The sequence below is a fragment of the Streptomyces sp. genome, assembly GCF_050698815.1.
GTDB lineage: Bacteria > Actinomycetota > Actinomycetes > Streptomycetales > Streptomycetaceae > Streptomyces.
In genome coordinates, this window is record NZ_JBOHCV010000206.1 from 1 (window position 1) to 19,001 (window position 19,001).

At 70.4% G+C, this 19,001-nt stretch carries 17 protein-coding genes and 1 pseudogene; 15 read left to right on the forward strand and 3 right to left on the reverse strand.

What is annotated here, in order from left to right:
- From ACRDP3_RS07645 to ACRDP3_RS07675, 7 genes and pseudogenes are all read left to right on the forward strand, one after another.
- A pseudogene (locus ACRDP3_RS07645) lies at positions 1-108 on the forward strand (Holliday junction branch migration protein RuvA); the annotation flags it as partial.
- Positions 109-189: 81 nt separating this feature from the next.
- Positions 190-1,317, forward strand: a complete 1,128-nt coding sequence (ruvB, locus tag ACRDP3_RS07650) for a Holliday junction branch migration DNA helicase RuvB (protein WP_431516082.1) — start codon at positions 190-192, stop codon at positions 1,315-1,317.
- A 163-nt stretch (positions 1,318-1,480) separates the two neighbouring features.
- Positions 1,481-2,002 (forward strand): preprotein translocase subunit YajC, encoded by a 522-nt coding sequence (gene yajC, locus ACRDP3_RS07655; RefSeq protein WP_431516083.1) that lies wholly within the window; start codon positions 1,481-1,483, stop codon positions 2,000-2,002.
- A 129-nt stretch (positions 2,003-2,131) separates the two neighbouring features.
- Entirely contained in the window at positions 2,132-3,844 is a 1,713-nt protein-coding gene (gene secD / locus ACRDP3_RS07660; protein WP_431516084.1) for a protein translocase subunit SecD, read from the forward strand.
- Between the two features lies 1 nt (position 3,845).
- Complete coding sequence (gene secF, locus ACRDP3_RS07665; protein ID WP_431516085.1) at positions 3,846-5,045, forward strand: protein translocase subunit SecF; 1,200 nt, start codon at positions 3,846-3,848, stop codon at positions 5,043-5,045.
- 5 nt (positions 5,046-5,050) lie between these two features.
- A complete protein-coding gene (locus ACRDP3_RS07670) occupies positions 5,051-5,623 on the forward strand; it encodes an adenine phosphoribosyltransferase (RefSeq protein WP_431516086.1) in 573 nt (190 codons plus the stop codon).
- Between the two features lie 151 nt (positions 5,624-5,774).
- Positions 5,775-8,312, forward strand: a complete 2,538-nt coding sequence (locus ACRDP3_RS07675; RefSeq protein WP_431516087.1) for a RelA/SpoT family protein — start codon at positions 5,775-5,777, stop codon at positions 8,310-8,312.
- 57 nt (positions 8,313-8,369) lie between these two features.
- On the opposite strand, the gene ACRDP3_RS07680 is transcribed toward ACRDP3_RS07675, so the two are convergent.
- Together ACRDP3_RS07680 and ACRDP3_RS07685 are read right to left on the reverse strand one after the other, a co-directional pair.
- Positions 8,370-9,599, reverse strand: a complete 1,230-nt coding sequence (locus ACRDP3_RS07680; protein ID WP_431516088.1) for a DUF349 domain-containing protein — start codon at positions 9,597-9,599, stop codon at positions 8,370-8,372.
- A gap of 196 nt (positions 9,600-9,795) precedes the next feature.
- Positions 9,796-10,638 (reverse strand): peptidylprolyl isomerase, encoded by an 843-nt coding sequence (locus ACRDP3_RS07685; protein WP_431516089.1) that lies wholly within the window; start codon positions 10,636-10,638, stop codon positions 9,796-9,798.
- A 176-nt stretch (positions 10,639-10,814) separates the two neighbouring features.
- Here ACRDP3_RS07685 and ACRDP3_RS07690 point away from each other — a divergent pair, with 176 nt between their 5' ends.
- From ACRDP3_RS07690 to ACRDP3_RS07705, 4 genes are all read left to right on the forward strand, one after another.
- On the forward strand, positions 10,815-11,531 hold the full coding sequence (locus ACRDP3_RS07690) for an MBL fold metallo-hydrolase (protein ID WP_431516090.1): 717 nt from the start codon (positions 10,815-10,817) through the stop codon (positions 11,529-11,531).
- Between the two features lie 11 nt (positions 11,532-11,542).
- Positions 11,543-12,805, forward strand: a complete 1,263-nt coding sequence (hisS, locus tag ACRDP3_RS07695; RefSeq protein ID WP_431516091.1) for a histidine--tRNA ligase — start codon at positions 11,543-11,545, stop codon at positions 12,803-12,805.
- A 74-nt stretch (positions 12,806-12,879) separates the two neighbouring features.
- The gene (locus tag ACRDP3_RS07700; RefSeq protein ID WP_431516092.1) at positions 12,880-13,515 is read left to right on the forward strand and encodes a vitamin K epoxide reductase family protein; all 636 of its coding nucleotides are present in this window, start codon (positions 12,880-12,882) and stop codon (positions 13,513-13,515) included.
- Between the two features lie 57 nt (positions 13,516-13,572).
- Complete coding sequence (locus ACRDP3_RS07705; protein ID WP_431516093.1) at positions 13,573-14,943, forward strand: replication-associated recombination protein A; 1,371 nt, start codon at positions 13,573-13,575, stop codon at positions 14,941-14,943.
- Between the two features lie 13 nt (positions 14,944-14,956).
- On the opposite strand, the gene ACRDP3_RS07710 is transcribed toward ACRDP3_RS07705, so the two are convergent.
- Positions 14,957-15,808: a DUF2470 domain-containing protein gene (locus tag ACRDP3_RS07710; protein ID WP_431516094.1), complete on the reverse strand. Its 852-nt coding sequence runs from the start codon at positions 15,806-15,808 to the stop codon at positions 14,957-14,959.
- Positions 15,809-15,863: 55 nt separating this feature from the next.
- Here ACRDP3_RS07710 and rpsD point away from each other — a divergent pair, with 55 nt between their 5' ends.
- The 4 genes from rpsD to alaS form a co-directional block, all read left to right on the forward strand.
- A complete protein-coding gene (gene rpsD, locus ACRDP3_RS07715) occupies positions 15,864-16,475 on the forward strand; it encodes a 30S ribosomal protein S4 (RefSeq protein WP_431516095.1) in 612 nt (203 codons plus the stop codon).
- A gap of 265 nt (positions 16,476-16,740) precedes the next feature.
- On the forward strand, positions 16,741-17,181 hold the full coding sequence (locus ACRDP3_RS07720; RefSeq protein ID WP_431516096.1) for a DUF948 domain-containing protein: 441 nt from the start codon (positions 16,741-16,743) through the stop codon (positions 17,179-17,181).
- A gap of 7 nt (positions 17,182-17,188) precedes the next feature.
- Positions 17,189-17,539, forward strand: a complete 351-nt coding sequence (locus tag ACRDP3_RS07725) for a DUF6167 family protein (protein ID WP_431516097.1) — start codon at positions 17,189-17,191, stop codon at positions 17,537-17,539.
- On the forward strand, positions 17,539-19,001 hold a 1,463-nt coding region (gene alaS, locus ACRDP3_RS07730; protein ID WP_431516098.1), incomplete at its 3' end, for an alanine--tRNA ligase. The genes ACRDP3_RS07725 and alaS, both read left to right, overlap by 1 nt.

The window sequence follows — 19,001 nt, forward strand, 5'->3', positions numbered from 1 at the left end:
GTCGCCGCCGTAGCCCCGCAGGCCGAGGCCGCCGCGGCGGCCGGCGCCGAGCCGCCCGTACCGCAGCTGCTGCGCGCCGCGCTGCAGACGCTGAACCGGGCGCGGTGAGAGGCGAGTGGCTGAACCGCCCGTACGGCACCACGGCGCAGCGCACGGACACAAGGCAGCGGCAGCAGAGGTAAGGGCGCCATGAGCAGGGACGAGTACGGCGTGAACGGCGAGTACGGCGAGCACGGCGAGCACGGCGAGAACGCCGCACCGGACGGCCCCGACCGCCTCGTCGGCGCGGAGGCCGACAGCGAGGAGAGTGCCGTGGAGGCGGCGCTCCGGCCGAAGGAGCTGGGCGAGTTCATCGGCCAGCCCAGGGTGCGGGAGCAGCTCGACCTCGTGCTCAAAGCCGCCAGGCAGCGCAACGGCACGGCCGACCACGTCCTGCTCTCCGGTGCACCGGGGCTCGGCAAGACGACCTTGTCCATGATCATCGCGGCCGAGATGGGCGCACCGATCAGGATCACCTCCGGGCCGGCCATTCAGCACGCCGGCGACCTCGCCGCGATCCTCTCCTCCCTCCAGGAGGGCGAGGTGCTCTTCCTCGACGAGATCCACCGGATGTCACGGCCCGCCGAGGAGATGCTCTACATGGCGATGGAGGATTTCCGCGTCGACGTGATCGTCGGCAAGGGGCCGGGAGCCACCGCCATTCCGCTCGAGCTGCCGCCCTTCACCCTGGTCGGTGCCACCACCCGGGCCGGGCTGCTGCCGCCCCCGCTGCGCGACCGGTTCGGTTTCACCGCGCACATGGAGTTCTACGAGCCGGGGGAGTTGGAGCAGGTCATCCACCGCTCGGCCCGGCTGCTGGAGGTGGACACGGACGCCGAAGGGGCCGCCGAGATCGCCGGGCGCTCCCGTGGCACCCCCCGCATCGCCAACCGCCTGCTGCGCAGGGTGCGCGACTACGCCCAGGTCAAGGCCGACGGAGTGATCGACCGGGAGATCGCCCACCGCGCCCTGGGTGTCTACGAGGTGGACGAACGCGGCCTGGACCGTCTCGACCGCGCGGTGCTCGGCGCCCTGCTCAAGCTCTTCGGCGGCGGCCCGGTGGGCCTCTCGACACTCTCGGTCGCGGTGGGGGAGGAACGGGAGACGGTGGAGGAAGTGGCCGAGCCGTTCCTCGTACGGGAGGGCCTGCTCGCCCGTACGCCGCGGGGCCGGGTCGCCACCCCCGCGGCCTGGGATCACCTGGGACTGGCGAGGCCGCCGCAGCGTGATTCCGGCTTTTCTGGCAAATCCGGACAACAGGGTCTGTTTGGAGGGTGACGGCGCGGAGAGTCGCAGGCGCAGGAACCCCGGTGCGATGCTTGACGTTGTTCCATTGGCGGGGCCTCGCTTAGACTCCGCCGATGCCATCCCTTTCGGACGGCACGCCCACCCCGAATACCAGGCCGCTGAGACGCGGTCGTGCGAAGGACCTGCTTCCGCCGTGAATATCGTTACTCTCCTCCCCTTCATCGTGCTCATCGGTGCCATGTTCCTGATGACCCGGTCCGCCAAGAACAAGCAGCGCAAGGCCGCCAGCATGCGTGACGCGATGCAGCCCGGCACCGGCATCCGGACGATCGGGGGCATGTACGCCACCGTCAAGGAGATCCGCGATGACACGGTCCTCCTCGAGGTTGCACCCGGCACGCACGCCCTCTACGCCAAGAACGCCGTCGGTGCCGTGCTCGAGGACGAGGAGTACGAGCGGATCCTCCACGGTGCGCCCGACGACGTCCCCGTCGAAGACACCGTCGTTCCCGACGACGCCTCCTCGCTGACCTCGGACGACGACACCGCCGGTGAGTCCAAGCTCGACCTCGGCAAGTCGACCGACACGTCGGACGGCAAGGCCGGGACCGACGGCTCCGCCGACGCCGGGAGCGCGGACGCGAAGACCGCCCCGGCCGAGGACGACGCGCAGCCCAAGGACACCAAGCGCAAGGGTGACTCCGACTCCAAGTAAGGTCGGCGCCGCCGGACCACTGACCCGGTCCGGCGGCGGAGCATGTCCGCAGACCACTTTGTGCGCCGCGTGGCGGCCCGTCTCGACTCCTGGGCCGGCGCTGGCGGTTGGGACAGGAGAGACGAGAAGGTGGCAGCACCGAAGAAGGGCCGCAGGGGTTCCAGCGCGCACGGGAAGCCATGGCGGTCGCTGACGCTGATCCTGCTGGCCATGGTGGGGCTGACCGGGGGGATGTTCTTCTCCGGTCACAGCACCCCCCGGCTGGGCATCGATCTCGCCGGCGGTACGAGCATCACCCTTGAGGCCAAGAGCCAGCCGGGCAAGCCCAACGCGATCAACGAGACCAACATGAAGACCGCCGTCGGCATCATCGAGCGGCGGGTCAACGGTCTGGGTGTCTCCGAGGCCGAGGTCCAGACCCAGGGTGACCGGCACATCATCGCCAACATCCCGCGGGGGAGCAACGAACAGCAGGCCCGGAAGCAGGTCGGGACCACCGCCAAGCTGGCCTTCCGCCCGGTGCTGACCTACGCGCCGACCACCAAGCAGCCACAGCAGCCCCCCACCTCGCCCTCACCTTCGCCCAAGGCCGGCGGCGAGCAGGGGGACAAGGGGAACCAGGGCCGCGCGGTGACCGACGGTCTCCGGGCCACGGCCGACGACAAGCCCAGCCCGAAGCCGACGCAGCCCACCACACCGCCCACGGCGCCGCCGCAGCAACAGCAGCCGCCCGGTGTGCCGCCCGCTCTCGCCAAGCAGCTGGAGAAGCTGGACTGCAACAGCAAGGCGGCGCGTGCCAAGGCGAGTGAACAGGCCGCCGCCAAGACGTCGAAGGACCCGATCGTCGCCTGCGACGCCGAGGAGAAGGTCAAGTACGCGCTCGGCCCGGTCGGCGTCGAGGGTAAGAACGTTTCCGACGCCAAGGCGCAGTTCGCCCAGGACCGCGGCCAGTGGATCGTCACGATGTCGTTCGACGACAAGGGCTCCAGCGACTTCGGCAAGACCACGGGTGAGCTGGCCAAGAAGCAGCAGCCGCAGAACCAGTTCGCGATCGCCCTCGACGGCGAGGTCGTCTCCGCACCCTCCGTCAGCCAGCGGCTGGGCGGGAGCGCCGAGATCTCCGGCAGTTTCACCCAGACATCGGCCGAGGAGCTGGGCAACATCCTCTCCTACGGCGCCCTGCCGCTCACGTTCGAGGAGTCGGACGTCACCACCGTGACCGCCGCCCTCGGCAGCGACCAGCTGAAGGCGGGCCTCTACGCCGGCGGCATCGGCCTCGCGCTGGTGATCATCTATCTGGTGGCGTACTACCGCGGGCTGTCCCTCATCGCGATCCTCAGCCTCATCGTCTCCGCCGTTCTCACGTACACGCTCATGTCGCTGCTCGGCCCCGCCATCGGCTTCGCGCTGAACCTCCCGGCCGTCTGCGGCGCGATCGTGGCCATCGGCATCACGGCCGACTCCTTCATCGTCTATTTCGAACGCATCCGGGACGAGATCCGCGAGGGCCGTACGCTGCGGCCCGCCGTCGAGCGGGGCTGGCCGCGTGCCCGGCGTACGATCATGGTCTCCGACTTCGTCTCGTTCCTCGCCGCCGCGGTGCTCTTCATCGTCACCGTCGGAAAGGTGCAGGGCTTCGCGTTCACGCTCGGTCTCACCACGCTGCTGGACGTCGTCGTGGTCTTCTTCTTCACCAAACCGCTGATGACGCTGCTGGCGAAGCGGCGCTTCTTCTCCAGTGGCCACCCCTGGTCGGGCCTGGACCCGACCAGGCTGGGTGCCAAGCCGCCGCTTCGCGGCGGTCGCCGCTCGCCCGTCAGCACCGACCCGAAGGAGGCATGAGATGTCGCGACTCGGCAATCTCGGTGCCCGGCTCTACCGCGGCGAGGTCGGCTACGACTTCATCGGCAAGCGGAAGTTCTGGTACGGCGTCTCCATCCTGATCACGATCACGGCCATCGTCGGGCTCGCGGTGCGCGGGCTGAACATGGGCATCGAGTTCGAGGGCGGCGCGGTGCTCACCACGCCCAAGACCTCCGCCTCCGTTCAGCACACCACCGAACTCGTGGAGAAGACCTCCGGCGAGAAGGCCATCGTCCAGCAGCTGGGCAACGGCGGCATGCGGATCCAGATCGCCGGCCTGGACACCGACCGCTCCACCGAGGTCAAGGAGAAGGTCGCGGGCGACCTCAAGGTCGATCCCAACGACATCGACACCCAGCTGGTCGGTCCCAGCTGGGGTGAGCAGATCGCGAGCAAGGCATGGCTGGGCCTGGGGATCTTCATGGTCCTCGTGGTGATCTATCTGGCCATCGCCTTCGAGTGGCGGATGGCACTCGCCGCGCTGATCGCGCTGATCCACGACCTCACCATCACCGTCGGCATCTACTCGCTCGTCGGTTTCGAGGTCACGCCCGGCACCGTCATCGGCCTGCTGACCATTCTCGGTTATTCGCTCTACGACACCGTCGTCGTCTTCGACGGTCTGCGGGAGGGCAGCCGGGGCGTCACCAAACAGACCCGTTTCACCTACAGCGAGATCGCCAACCGCAGCATCAACTCGACCCTGGTGCGCTCCATCAACACCACGGTCGTGGCGCTGCTGCCGGTCGCCGGACTGCTCTTCATCGGCGGCGGTCTGCTGGGCGGCGGCATGCTCAACGACATCGCCCTGTCCCTCTTCGTCGGCCTCGCGGCCGGTGCGTACTCCTCGATCTTCATCGCGACCCCGCTGGTCGCGGACTTCAAGGAGCGCGAGCCGCAGATGAAGGCGCTGGCCAAGCGGGTGCGCGCCAAGCGGCTCAAGGCCGAGGAGCGCGATGACCAGGACGGATACGGGCCGCAGGACGATCCGCAGGGCCAGGGCGCAGGTCCCGGTGGTGCGGTGGTGGCGGACCCGGACGACCCGGACGGCGGGGACACATCTGGCGCCGGCGTCGTCGGGCCACGAGGGCAGCGGGAGCCCGGAGCCGGCCGGGGACAGCGCCGACAGGCCTCCTCGCGCGGCCGAGGCCATGGCCGCCCGTCCGGAAAGCGCAGGTGAGCGGGGTGAACGAGGTCACCGAGTCAGCAATAACGGTCTCCGCCGAGGTGCGGGAGCTGCTGGTCGGCCGCATCCGTGATGTGGCCGACTATCCGCAGTCCGGCGTGATGTTCAAGGACATCACGCCGCTGCTCGCCGACCCCGTCGCGTTCACGGCCCTCACCGACTCGCTCGCGCGGATCTGCGCCGAGCGCGGTGCCACCAAGGTCGTCGGCCTGGAGGCCCGCGGCTTCATCCTCGCCGCTCCGGCGGCCGTACGGGCCGGTCTCGGCTTCATCCCCGTGCGCAAGGCCGGCAAGCTTCCCGGCGCCACCCTCTCCCAGTCCTACGACCTGGAGTACGGCAGTGCCGAGATCGAGGTGCACGCCGAGGACCTGACCGCGGACGACCGGGTGCTGATCATCGACGATGTGCTGGCCACCGGCGGCACCGCCGAGGCGTCCCTGGAGCTGATCAGGCGGGCCGGGGCCCACGTCGCGGGCCTCGCGGTCCTGCTGGAGCTCGGCTTCCTCGGCGGCCGCGACCGCCTGGCGCCCGCCCTGCGGGACGCACCCTTGGACGCCTTGGTCACGGTCTGACGACGAGGCGCCGGCATAAGGCGGTCACCCGGTACGTTCTCCTGAGAGACCAGGGTGACCGCCTCCGTCGTGCCCGCCGACGGCCGTGGGCAGGGTAGCGACCGGGGTCGATACCATGGCAGTCCCACCTGGGGTCCACCGAGGAGTGCTCTTGCCAGACGAGGCCCAGCCGCTTACCGCCGCACAGCGCCAGAACGCCGGGCCGGGCGGGCCCGGCGGCGCGGCCGGACCCGCGGCGAGGGCGCCCGAGAAGACCGGCAGGACGGTCAAGGCCGAGAAGCCCGACAAGAGCGGGAAGACCGAAAAGGCCGACGGCGCCGACAAGGGGCAGGGCGAGCGCGTCGCGCCCGACCGCGCCGTCTCCGGTGTCTCTGGCCGCTCCGGCTCCTCCAACCGCGTGCGCGCCCGGCTGGCCCGCCTCGGGGTGCAGCGCTCCAGCCCCTTCAACCCGGTACTGGAACCGCTGCTGCGGATCGTGCGCGGCAACGACGCGAAGATCGAATCGGCGACGCTCCGCCAGATCGAGCACGCCTACCAGGTCGCCGAGCGCTGGCACCGTGGCCAGAAGCGCAAGAGCGGCGACCCCTACATCACGCACCCGCTCGCCGTGACCACGATCCTCGCCGAACTGGGCATGGACCCGGCGACACTCATGGCCGGCCTGCTGCACGACACCGTCGAGGACACCGAGTACGGGCTGGACACCCTGCGACGCGACTTCGGCGACCAGGTCGCCCTGCTCGTCGACGGCGTCACCAAGCTGGACAAGGTCAAGTTCGGCGAGGCGGCGCAGGCCGAGACCGTGCGCAAGATGGTCGTGGCCATGGCGAGGGACCCGCGGGTGCTGGTCATCAAGCTCGCCGACCGGCTGCACAACATGCGCACCATGCGCTATCTGAAGCGGGAGAAGCAGGAGCAGAAGGCCCGCGAGACCCTGGAGATCTTCGCCCCGCTCGCCCACCGGCTGGGCATGAACACCATCAAGTGGGAGCTGGAGGACCTCGCCTTCGCGATCCTCTACCCCAAGATGTACGACGAGATCGTGCGGCTGGTCGCCGAGCGGGCGCCGAAGCGGGACGAGTATCTGGCCGTCGTCACCGACGAGGTCCAGTCCGACCTGCGTGCCGCCCGTATCAAGGCGACCGTCACCGGGCGGCCGAAGCACTACTACAGCGTCTACCAGAAGATGATCGTCCGCGGCCGCGACTTCGCCGAGATCTACGACCTGGTGGGTATCCGCGTCCTGGTCGACACCGTCCGCGACTGCTACGCGGCGCTGGGCACCGTGCACGCCCGCTGGAACCCGGTGCCCGGCCGGTTCAAGGACTACATCGCGATGCCCAAGTTCAACATGTACCAGTCGTTGCACACGACGGTCATCGGCCCCGGTGGCAAGCCGGTCGAACTGCAGATCCGAAGCTTCGACATGCACCGCCGCGCCGAGTACGGCATCGCCGCGCACTGGAAGTACAAGCAGCAGGCCGTCGCGGGCACCTCGAAGGTGCGTACGGACGTGCCCAAGAGCGCGGGCAAGGGCGACGACCACGTCAACGACATGTCCTGGCTGCGCCAGCTGCTCGACTGGCAGAAGGAGACCGAGGACCCGGGCGAGTTCCTGGAGTCGCTGCGTTTCGACCTCTCCCGTAACGAGGTCTTCGTCTTCACACCGAAGGGCGACGTCATCGCCCTCCCCGCCGGAGCAACGTCGGTCGACTTCGCCTACGCGGTTCACACCGAGGTCGGCCACCGCACCATCGGCGCCCGCGTCAACGGCCGGCTGGTGCCGCTGGAATCGACTCTCGACAACGGTGACACCATCGAGGTCTTCACCTCCAAGGCCACCGGCGCCGGGCCCTCCCGGGACTGGCTCGGCTTCGTCAAGTCGCCCCGCGCCCGTAACAAGATCCGCGCCTGGTTCACCAAGGAACGCCGCGACGAGGCCATCGAGCAGGGCAAGGACTCCATCGCCCGCGCGATGCGCAAGCAGAACCTGCCGATCCAGCGCATCCTCACCGGCGACTCCATGGTCACCCTCGCCCACGAGATGCGCTACGCCGACATCTCCGCCCTCTACGCCGCCATCGGCGAGGGCCACATGTCCGCGCAGAGCGTGGTGCAGAAGCTGGTCCAGGCCCTCGGCGGTGAGGACGCCGCCAACGAGGACCTGGCCGAGACCGCGGCGCCCATGCCCGCCACCCGCAGCCGCACCAAGCGGCGTGCGAACTCCGACCCGGGCGTGGTCGTCAAGGGTGTCGACGACGTCTGGGTCAAGCTGGCCCGCTGCTGCACGCCCGTGCCCGGTGACCCCATCATCGGCTTCGTCACCCGGGGCAACGGCGTATCGGTGCACCGCACCGACTGTGTCAACGTCGACTCGCTGACCAAGGAGCCGGAGCGCATCATCGACGTCGAGTGGGCGCCGAGCCAGTCATCGGTCTTCCTGGTCGCCATCCAGGTCGAGGCGCTGGACCGCTCCCGGCTGCTGTCGGACGTCACCCGGATCCTCTCCGACCAGCACGTCAACATTCTCTCCGCCGCCGTGCAGACCTCCCGCGACCGGGTCGCCACCTCCCGCTTCACCTTCGAGATGGGCGACCCCAAGCACCTGGGCCACGTGCTGAAGGCGGTACGCGGCGTGGAGGGCGTCTACGACGTCTACCGGGTGACGTCGGCCCGCAGGCCCTCCTGAGCCGAAGGCCGCAGGCCGCGGACGTCCGCCCGCGGCCCGTCTGCCCCGCGGGGTGGGTCAACCGCCGAACTCGTGCAGTCCCTTGAGCGCCTGGTCCAGCAGCTCCTGGCGGCCTGCCAGCTCCTTCTCCAGCTTCTCCGCCTTCGCGGTGTTCCCCGCCGCCCGGGCCTTCTCGGCCTGGCCGCGCAGCTTGTCGACCGCGTCCTGGAGCTGTCCGGTCAGGCCCGCCGCCCGCGCCCGCGCCTCCGGGTTGCTGCGGCGCCACTCGGCCTCCTCGACCTCCTGGATCGCCCGCTCCACCGTGTGCATCCGGCCCTCGATCTTCGGCCGGGCATCGCGCGGCACATGCCCGATGGCGTCCCAGCGTTCGTTCAGGGCGCGGAAGGCGGCGCGGGCCGCCTTCAGGTCCGTGACGGGGAGCAGCTTCTCGGCCTCGACGGCCAGCTCCTCCTTGCGGGTCAGGTTCTCCCGCTGCTCGGTGTCGCGTTCGGCGAACACCTCGCTGCGGGCCTGGAAGAAGACGTCCTGCGCGCCGCGGAAGCGGTGCCACAGATCGTCCTCGTGCTCCCGCTGCGCGCGGCCCGCGGCCTTCCACTCCTGCATCAGGTCGCGGTACTTGGCCGCGGTCGGACCCCACTCGCGGGAGCCGGAGAGCGACTCCGCCTCCGCCACCAGCTTCTCCTTGCGCTGCCGCGCCTCCTCGCGCTGTGAGTCCAGCTGCGCGAAGTGGGCCTTGCGGCGCTTGGAGAAGGCCGAGCGGGCGTGCGAGAAGCGGTGCCACAGCTCGTCGTCCGTCTTGCGGTCGAGTCGGGGGAGTCCCTTCCAGGCGTCCACCAGAGCACGCAGCCGTTCACCGGCGGCCCGCCACTGCTCGCTCTGCGCGAGCTCCTCCGCCTCGGTGACCAGCGCCTCCTTGGACTGGCGTGCCTGCACGTTCTGTTGGGCCTTCTCCGCCTTGCGCTCCTCGCGGCGTTGCTCGACCGTCACCGTCAGCGCGTCGAGCCGCTTGCGCAGCGCGTCCAGATCACCGACGGCGTGATGGGCGTCCACCTGCTCCCGCAGGTGGACGATGGCCGTCGTCGCGTCCTTGGCGGACAGATCGGTGCTCTTCACCCGGCGTTCCAGGAGGCCGATCTCCACGACCAGGCCCTCGTACTTGCGCGTGAAGTAGGCCAGTGCCTCCTCGGGGGAGCCTGCCTGCCACGATCCGACGATCTGCTCGCCGTCGGCCGTACGCACGTACACGGTCCCCGTCTCATCGACGCGGCCCCACGGGTCGCTGCTCACAGCGCCTCCTCCACATGATGCCCGGGGGCGCGCAGGGCACCCGGCATCGTCCACAGTTCTCGTCAGAGCCAAAGATAGGTGACCGGCGCCCACGCTGTCCGCATGCGGCCGGAGCGAAATTCCGAACGCTCCGCCGGCCCGGGGGCACAGCCCTGAGAAGACAGCCCGGAAGGCGGTCCCGCGGCAGCGCCGCCGGTCAGGACTCCCGCACGGTGGCCCGGTTGATCACCACGGTGGCGTTGGGCGGGGTGTTCTGCGTCTGCGGGTCCGGGGTCGAACCGGCCTTGGCGATCTTCTTCAGCACATCCATACCGTCGGTGATCCTGCCGAACGGCGTGTAGTCCGCGGGCAGCCTGCTGTCCTTGAAGACGAGGAAGAACTGGCTGCCGCCGGAGTCCCGGCCCTTCTTGGTCTGGGCGTTGTACTTGTTGGCCATCGCGACCGTCCCGGCCGGATACGTGCCCCCCTTGAGCCGTGAGTCCTTCAGATTCTCGTCCGGGAGGGTGTAGCCGGGGCCGCCCTGACCGGTGCCCGAGGGATCTCCGCACTGCAGCACATGGATGCCCTGGTCGACCAGCCGGTGGCACTTGGTGTGGTCGAAGAACTTCTCACCGGCCAGGAAACGGAAGGAGTTGGCGGTGTGCGGCGTCTTGGCCGCGTCCATCTCGAAACCGATGTCACCGCACGTCGTGCGCAGCGTCATCGCGTACGTGGCCGACTCCTCGACGGCCTGCTTCGGCTCCTTCTTCCACTGCTTGCCGTTCGGCTTGCCCTTGGCGGGCTTGTCGCAGGGGTCGGGGGCCTTGCTGCTGGGAGAGGGTTTCGCCCGGTCGTCCGAGGCGTCGTTCCGCTTCTTCTCGTCGCCGTTCAGCCCGCCGCTGGCGGCATAGGCCGCGCCGGCGGCGAGCACCAGCGCGACGACGCCGGCGATCGCCACGTTCCGCACCCGTGCCCGGCGCCGGCGGACGGCTCGTCGCTCCTGCTGGCGCAGGTACTTCTCGCGGGCGAGCTGCTTTCTGCGCTGATCACTGCTGACCACGGGGCGTCTCCTCTTCGGGCCGTGCGTGCGTCGGGGGTGCGTGCGTACGTAGCTACCAGGCTCCGGCCCGTACCGTATACGGGTTCGCCGCGCCCGCACCGCCGCCGGTAGGCTGTGACCTGCCAGACCGGCGCACCGCCGTGCGTGACCGATTTCCGGACGACAGAAGGACGACCGTGCTCGTTGCCGGGTTCCCCGCCGGGGCCTGGGGGACCAATTGTTATCTGGTCGCCCCCGCCGCGGGCGAGGAGTGCGTGATCATCGACCCGGGCCATCTGGCCACCGAAGGCGTCGCGGAGGCCGTCGCCAAGCACCGGCTGAAGCCGGTCGCCGTCGTGCTGACCCACGGCCATATCGATCATGTCGCCTCGGTCGTGCCGGTGTGCGGAGCGCACGACGTGCCCGCCTGGATCCACCCCGCCGACCGGTACATGATGAGCGACCCGGAGAAGGCGCTGGGCCGCAGCATCGGGCAGCCGCTGATGGGCGAGCTGACCGTGGGCGAGCCGGACGACGTCGAGGAGCTCACCGACGGAGCCACGCTGCGGCTGGCCGGTCTGGAGCTGACCGTCGCGCACGCGCCGGGCCATACCAAGGGGTCGGTGACCTTCGGGATGCCCGAACAGGCTGACGTACCGCCTGTGTTCTTCTCGGGCGACCTGTTGTTCGCCGGCTCCATCGGACGTACCGACCTGCCCGGGGGCGATCACGAGGAGATCCTGCGGTCGCTGGCACGTGTGTGCCTGCCGCTGGAGGAGGAGACCGTGGTGCTCTCGGGCCATGGCCCCCAGACGACCATCGGCCAAGAGCGCGCCACCAACCCGTTCCTGAGGCAGGTGGCCGCCGGGCCGGGCGGCGGCAGTACGAGCGCCGCCCCGCGACGAGGAATGTGACGAGACCTTCCGTGAGCACCTTCAAGGCCCCCAAGGGCACCTACGACCTGAACCCGCCCCAGTCCGCGGTCTTCCTCGCGGTGCGGGAAGCGCTGTCCGCGCCGCTGCGGCGCGCCGGCTACGGCTACACCGAGACGCCCGGCTTCGAGCAGGTCGAGCTGTTCGCGCGCGGTGTCGGCGAGTCCACGGACATCGTGACAAAGGAGATGTACACCCTCACCACCAAGGGCGGCGACGAACTCGCACTGCGCCCCGAGGGCACCGCCTCCGTGCTGCGCGCGGCGCTGGAGGCGAACCTGCACAAGAGCGGCAACCTCCCGGTGAAGCTGTGGTACTCGGGTTCCTACTACCGCTACGAGCGCCCGCAGAAGGGCCGCTACCGGCACTTCTCGCAGGTCGGCGCCGAGGCGATCGGAGCCGAGGACCCCTCGCTCGACGCCGAGTTGATCATTCTCGCGCACGACGCCTACCGGTCGCTGGGGCTGCGCTCCTTCCGGCTGCTTCTCAACTCGCTGGGCGACAAGGAGTGCCGCCCCGTCTACCGCGCGGCACTGCAGGACTTCCTGCGCCGGCTCGACCTGGACGAGGACACCCGCCGGCGCGTCGAGATCAACCCGCTGCGGGTGCTGGACGACAAGCGGGAGGGCGTGCAGCGCCAGCTGGCGGGTGCGCCGATGATGCGTGACCACCTGTGCGAGGCGTGCAAGTCCTACCACGAGCAGGTGCGGGAGCTGCTCACCGAGGCGGACGTCGCCTACGAGGACGACCCCCGGCTGGTGCGCGGCCTGGACTACTACACGCGTACCACCTTCGAGTTCGTCCACGACGGCCTCGGCTCGCAGTCCGCGGTAGGCGGCGGCGGGCGCTACGACGGCCTGTCCGAGATGCTCGGCGGCCCCCCGCTGCCCTCGGTGGGCTGGGCGCTGGGCGTGGACCGGACGGTGCTCGCCCTGGACGCCGAGGGGGTCGAGCCCGAACTGCCGCCCGTCACAGAGGTGTTCGCGGTGCCGATCGGCGAGGAGGCACGGCGTGCACTCTTTCGTGTGGTCACCGCGCTGCGCCGGGAAGGCGTCGCCGCCGATTTCGCCTACGGCGGCAAGGGCATGAAGAACGCCATGAAGTCGGCCGACCGCTCCGGTGCCCGCTATGCGCTGCTGGCCGGCGAGCGGGATCTGGTGGCGGGAGTGGCCCAGCTCAAGGACCTCGAAAGCGGGGAGCAGACCGCCGTGCCACTCGATCGTGTGGTGGCCGAGGTGGCGACGAAACTCCGCTGACAGCCTGCCCCTTGGTGCACAATGAGCGGCACATGGGGGGCAGCACACCACCGGATGACGGGATACACAGCGCTATGACCACGACGGCATCCCTCGACCACGCGCATACGGACGCGGACGAGCCCTCCGGGGGGGCCGTCGGCGCCGGCCGTGCCTTCGCCTGGATGCTGGTGATCACCGGGGCCGCCGGGCTGCTCGCCGCCTGGGTGATCACCCTCGACAAGTTCAAGCTGCTCGAGGACCCGGACTTCGACCCCGCGTGCAGCCTCAACCCGATCGTCTCCTGCGGCAGCGTCATGGAGAGCGAGCAGGCCGCCGCGTTCGGGGTGCCGAACCCGATGATCGGGCTGGTCGCGTACGCCGTCGTCATCTGCGTGGGGACGAGTCTGCTCGCCGGTGCCCGCTTCCCGCGCTGGTACTGGCTCACCTTCAACGCGGGCACCCTGTTCGGCGTCGGTTTCTGTATGTGGCTCATGTACCAGTCGCTGTACAACATCAGCGCCCTGTGCCTGTGGTGCTGCCTCGCGTGGGTCGCGACCATCGTGATGTTCTGGTACGTCACGGCGCACAACGTCCGGCACGGCTTCCTGCCCGCGCCCGCTTCCGTACGCGGCTTCCTCGACGAATTCCCCTGGGTGCTGCCGGTGTTGCACATCGGGATCATCGGCATGCTGATCCTGACCCGCTGGTGGAACTTCTGGACCAGCTGAACCGCTGTCCCGGGCCGCCCGGAGGTCCTGTCATACCCGTGACTTAGGGTTTCCCGCGTGGAACCCGACCTGTTCACCGCGGCCGCGGAGGAACGCCAGGCGCAGGACCCGTCCGCCAGCCCGCTGGCCGTACGGATGCGCCCGCGCACCCTGGACGACGTCGTGGGGCAGCGGCATCTGCTGCGCCCCGGCGCACCGCTGCGCCGCCTCGTCGGCGAGGCCGGTGGCGGGCCGGCCGGGCCGTCCTCGGTGCTGCTGTGGGGCCCGCCGGGCACCGGCAAGACCACCCTCGCGTATGTCGTCAGCCAGGCCACGGACAAACGGTTCGTCGAGCTGTCCGCGATCACCGCGGGCGTGAAGGAGGTACGCGCCGTCATCGAGAGCGCCCGCCGCTCCTCCGGTGCGTACAGCAAGGACACCGTCCTCTTCCTGGACGAGATCCACCGCTTCAGCAAGGCCCAGCAGGACTCCCTGCTGCCCGCGGTGGAGAACCGCTGGGTCACCCTGATCGCGGCGACGACCGAGAATCCGTACTTCTCGGTGATCTCGCCGCTGCTCTCCCGCTCGCTGCTGCTCACCCTGGAGCCGCTCACCGACGAGGACCTGCGTTCCCTGCTGCGTCGCGCCGTCGGGGAGGACCGCGGCCTGGGCGGCGCGGTGACGCTGCCGACGGAGTCCGAGGACCACCTGCTGCGCATCGCGGGCGGCGACGCCCGCCGCGCCCTGACCGCGCTCGAGGCGGGCGCCGGCGCGGCGCTGGCGAAGGGCGAGTCCGCGATCACCCTGGTCACCCTGGAGGAGGCGGTCGACCGGGCCGCGGTCTCCTACGACCGCGACGGCGATCAGCACTACGACGTCGCGAGCGCGCTGATCAAGTCCATCCGCGGCTCGGACGTGGATGCCGCGCTGCACTATCTGGCCCGGATGGTCGAGGCGGGGGAGGACCCGCGCTTCATCGCGCGGCGGCTGATGATCTCCGCCAGCGAGGACATCGGCCTGGCGGACCCGACGGCTCTGCAGACTGCGGTGGCCGCGGCTCAGGCGGTCGCCATGATCGGGTTTCCGGAGGCCCGCATCACCCTTGGCCAGACCGTGGTCGCGCTCGCCCTGGCCCCGAAGTCGAACGCCGCCTGTGTGGCCATCGACGCGGCGCTGGCGGATGTACGGGCGGGGCTGGCCGGCCCGGTGCCGCCGCATCTGCGGGACAGCCACTACCAGGGTTCCGCGAAGCTGGGCCACGGCAAGGGCTATCAGTATCCGCACGACCTCCCCGGCGGAATCGCCGCCCAGCAGTACGCCCCGGACGCCATCCACGGCAAGCGCTACTACGAGCCGACGCGCTACGGTGCCGAGGCCCGCTACGCGGACGTGGCCGAGCGGGTGCGCGAGCGCCTGCGCGGCGCGGGCCCGCCGCCCGGGGAGCGCTGACCGAGCACCGCTGTCATCCGGCGGCGGCCTCGAAGAGCAACCGCATCGCCCGCCGCAGCTGTGCGACGTCGCCGACCGGTTCAGGGAACTCGAAGCGGGCGTCGAAGCAGTCTCCGCTTCCCCCGCCGACGTCGCAGAAACGCACCCGCACTCCGTGCCGGTCCATGGCCAGCGGCACCGCCCGTCCGCCGCCCGCCGCAGCGCACCGGGCACCGGGCTCGCCGACCAGCCCGCACAGTCCGCGCAGCTGGTCCTCGTGCGCGGCGGCCAGATGCTGGAGCAGCTCCGTCTCATGCGGCGCGAGGGGATCGGGCACGGCGGCCGCGAAGTCGTCGGGCTCCACCGCTTCCGCGCCCCACAGGTCATCGACGTACGCCTCGCCGACCTCCAGCCGCAGCAGCAGCCACGCCGTGCCGGCGGCGGGCGGCCCGTACGGGTGGCGCGCGGCGATGAGCCTCGCGCACTCCGGGCGCTCAGCCTCCGGTACGGCCGTGAGCCACCCGGAGAGCCAGGCGCGGCCGCGCACGCGATGGGGCACCGCGACCGGCGCCACATCCGTGATCTCCATCACGGCCGTCACCTCGTCGCCCTGTGCGTGTACCGCCAGCTGGGCCGCCGGCGAAGCGGCCGGGACCAGAAGCACCACGTCACCGTCCTGGGTGACGGCGCGGGCCTCGGGGCTGCCATGGCCGAGTGGGGAGGGCTCCGGGGGCCGGGCGCCGGGAACCGTCAGCGCGGCGGATACGCTGGATTCAGCGAGGGTTCGTACGCGCTCGGCCGCACTCGGCTGTCGGGCGTCTGCCACGGGACGCGGCTGTCCTCGCCCGGCATCGGTGCCGGGCAGGGGATTCCCAGGTCGAAACATGCGTTCTCCTCCGCTAAGGTAAGCCTCACCTAACTTACACGGAGGTTCGTTCAAGGTGAACCAGTCGCGTCCCAAGGTCAAGAAGTCGCGTGCCCTCGGCATCGCGCTGACCCCGAAGGCCGTCAAGTACTTCGAGCAGCGTCCCTACCCGCCGGGAGAGCACGGCCGGGGCCGCAAGCAGACCAGTGACTACAAGGTCCGGCTGCTGGAGAAGCAGCGGCTCCGCGCCCAGTACGACATCAGCGAGCGCCAGATGGTGCGCGCCTACGACCGCGCCCGTAAGGCGGAGGGCAAGACCGGCGACGCGCTCGTCATCGAGCTCGAGCGCCGGCTGGACGCCCTCGTGCTGCGCTCCGGCCTGGCCCGCACCGTCTACCAGGCCCGTCAGATGGTCGTGCACGGCCACATCTCGGTCAACGACCGGAAGGTCGACAAGCCCTCCTTCCGGGTACGTCCGGACGACGTGGTGCGGGTACGCGAGCGCAGCCGTAACAAGCACCCGTTCCTGGTCGCGCGCGAGGGCGGCTACGCCCCCGACGGGGAGACGCCGCGCTACCTCGAGGTCAACCTCGAGGCGCTCGCCTTCCGGCTGGACCGGGACCCCAACCGCAAGGAGATTCCGGTCATCTGCGACGAGCAGATGGTCATCGAGTACTACGCACGCTGAGCCCGGCACAGCCCGCCTGCCCCCCGTCGGCTTCCCGCCGTCGGCGGCGGCACGGCGGGCTGCCGCGTTCCCGCAGGGCTGGTTGAGACCCGCCGCGGCCCAACCGCCCTGCCCGGTCGGCCTGTCGCCCGCCCGTAATGCGGTACGGGCGGCTCCTCCCGGCGCGATAAGGTCGGTATCCGCCGCCGCCGCGGGCCGGCTCCCGGAGCGAGGAGCGGCCGGGGCCGGCGGCCGACCCGTAAGGACCCGAGGGAAGCGGTGCAGTGTGTCCGGTGGAGAAGTGGCCGGTCTCCTGGTGGCCGTCTTCTGGGCGATTCTGGTGTCGTTCCTCGCCGTGGTGCTGGTGAGGCTCGCCCAGACGCTCAAGGCGGCGACCAAACTGGTGACCGGCGTGACGGAGCAGGCGGTTCCGCTGCTGGGTGAGGCGTCCGCGACGGTGCGCTCCGCCCAGTCGCAACTGGACCGGGTGGACGCGATCGCGACGGACGTCCAGGAGGTCACCTCCAACGCGTCCGCGCTCTCCTCCACCGTCTCCACCACCTTCGGCGGCCCGCTGGTGAAGGTCGCGGCCTTCGGGTACGGCGTACGACGGGCGCTGGGACGGAAGAAGAGCGGCTCCGCTGAACCGCCGGCCCCGCGCAGGGTGGTCCTGAGCCGCACTCTGCCCGCCGCCCGGCGAAGCGGACGCAAGCGCGGGAAGGGCTGATCCACTGATGTTCCGCCGTGCCTTCTGGTTCACCACCGGCGCCGCCGCCGGTGTCTGGGCCACCGCCAAGGTCCAGCGCAAGATCCGCTCTCTCGCGCCCGACGCGCTCGCGGTGCGCGCCGCCGACAAGGCGGTCGTCGCCGGCCACCGCCTCAAGGACTTCGCGCTCGACGTCCGCGCCGGAATGGCCCAGCGGGAGACCGAACTGAACGACGCGCTGGGCCTGACCACGCCGCCCGGGGCGGACCACCCCGGGCTTCCCTCGCAGGCCCGCAGGCCCGAGTTGGGGGCTCCCCACCAGCCGCGCCAGCAGGGCCGCACACATCCGCACGACCGGAACCGGAATGAGGACCACTGATGGAGTCGGCTGAAATCCGCCGCCGCTGGCTGCGCTTCTTCGAGGAGCGGGGGCACACCGTCGTGCCGTCGGCGTCACTGATCGCGGACGACCCGACGCTGCTGCTCGTGCCGGCGGGCATGGTTCCCTTCAAGCCGTACTTCCTGGGCGAGGTCAAGCCGCCCTACGCACGTGCCACCAGCGTGCAGAAGTGTGTGCGCACGCCGGACATCGAGGAGGTCGGCAAGACCACCCGGCACGGCACCTTCTTCCAGATGTGCGGGAACTTCTCCTTCGGCGACTACTTCAAGGAAGGCGCCGCCGTCTACGCCTGGGAGCTGATGACCACCCCGCAGGACAAGGGGGGTTACGGCCTGGACCCCGAGCGCCTGTGGATCACGGTCTACGAGGAGGACGACGAGGCCGAGCGCATCTGGCGCGACGTCGTCGGTGTGCCGGCCGAGCGCGTCCAGCGGCTCGGCAAGGAGGAGAACTACTGGGACATGGGCGTGCCCGGCCCCTGTGGCCCCTGCTCGGAGATCAGCTACGACCGTGGCCCCGAATTCGGCGTCGAGGGCGGCCCCGCCGTCAACGACGAGCGCTATGTCGAGCTGTGGAACCTGGTGTTCATGCAGTACGAGCGCGGTCCGGGCGAGGGCAAGGACTATCCGATCCTCGGCGATCTGCCCAGCCAGAACATCGACACCGGACTCGGCTTCGAGCGGCTGGCGATGGTCCTGCAGGGCGTGCGCAACATGTACGAGATCGACACCTCCCGCATGGTCATCGACAGGGCCACCGAACTGTCCGGCGTACGCTACGGCGCCGCCGAACAGTCCGACATCTCGCTGCGCGTGGTCGCCGACCACATCCGCACAGCCGTCATGCTCATCGGCGACGGTGTGACCCCGGGCAACGAGGGCCGCGGCTACGTGCTGCGCCGCATCATGCGCCGCGCCATCCGCAACATGCGCCTGCTCGGCGCGGCCGGCGCCACAGTCGCCGAGCTGACCGACACCGTCATCAAGGCCATGGGCCCGCAGTATCCGGAGCTGGCCGAGGACCGCAGGCGCATCGAGACGGTCGCGCTGGCCGAGGAGGCCGCCTTCCTCAAGACCCTGCGGGCGGGCACCAACATCCTGGACGCCGCGGTCACCGACACCATGACGGCGGGTGGCACGGTCCTCCCCGGTGAGAAGGCGTTCCTGCTGCACGACACCTGGGGCTTCCCCATCGACCTCACCCTGGAGATGGCCGCCGAACAGGGCCTGTCCGTGGACGAGTCCGGCTTCCGCAGGCTGATGACGGAGCAGCGCGAGCGCGCCAAGGCCGACGCCCGGTCCAAGCGGCAGGGTCACGCGGACCTGTCCGCGTACCGCCAGATCGCCGACAGCAGCGGCACCACGGCCTTCACCGGCTACGGGGAGACCGCCGACGAGGCCGGCATCGTCGGACTCCTGGTCGACGGCGTCTCCTCGCCGGC

Coding starts and splice junctions, on each gene's coding strand:
- ruvB (WP_431516082.1), top strand. CDS start 190: ATGAGCAGGGACGAGTACGGCGTGAACGGCGAGTACGGCGAGCACGGC.
- secF (WP_431516085.1), top strand. CDS start 3,846: ATGTCGCGACTCGGCAATCTCGGTGCCCGGCTCTACCGCGGCGAGGTC.
- ACRDP3_RS07700 (WP_431516092.1), top strand. CDS start 12,880: ATGACCACGACGGCATCCCTCGACCACGCGCATACGGACGCGGACGAG.
- ACRDP3_RS07710 (WP_431516094.1), bottom strand. CDS start 15,808: ATGTTTCGACCTGGGAATCCCCTGCCCGGCACCGATGCCGGGCGAGGA.
- ACRDP3_RS07725 (WP_431516097.1), top strand. CDS start 17,189: ATGTTCCGCCGTGCCTTCTGGTTCACCACCGGCGCCGCCGCCGGTGTC.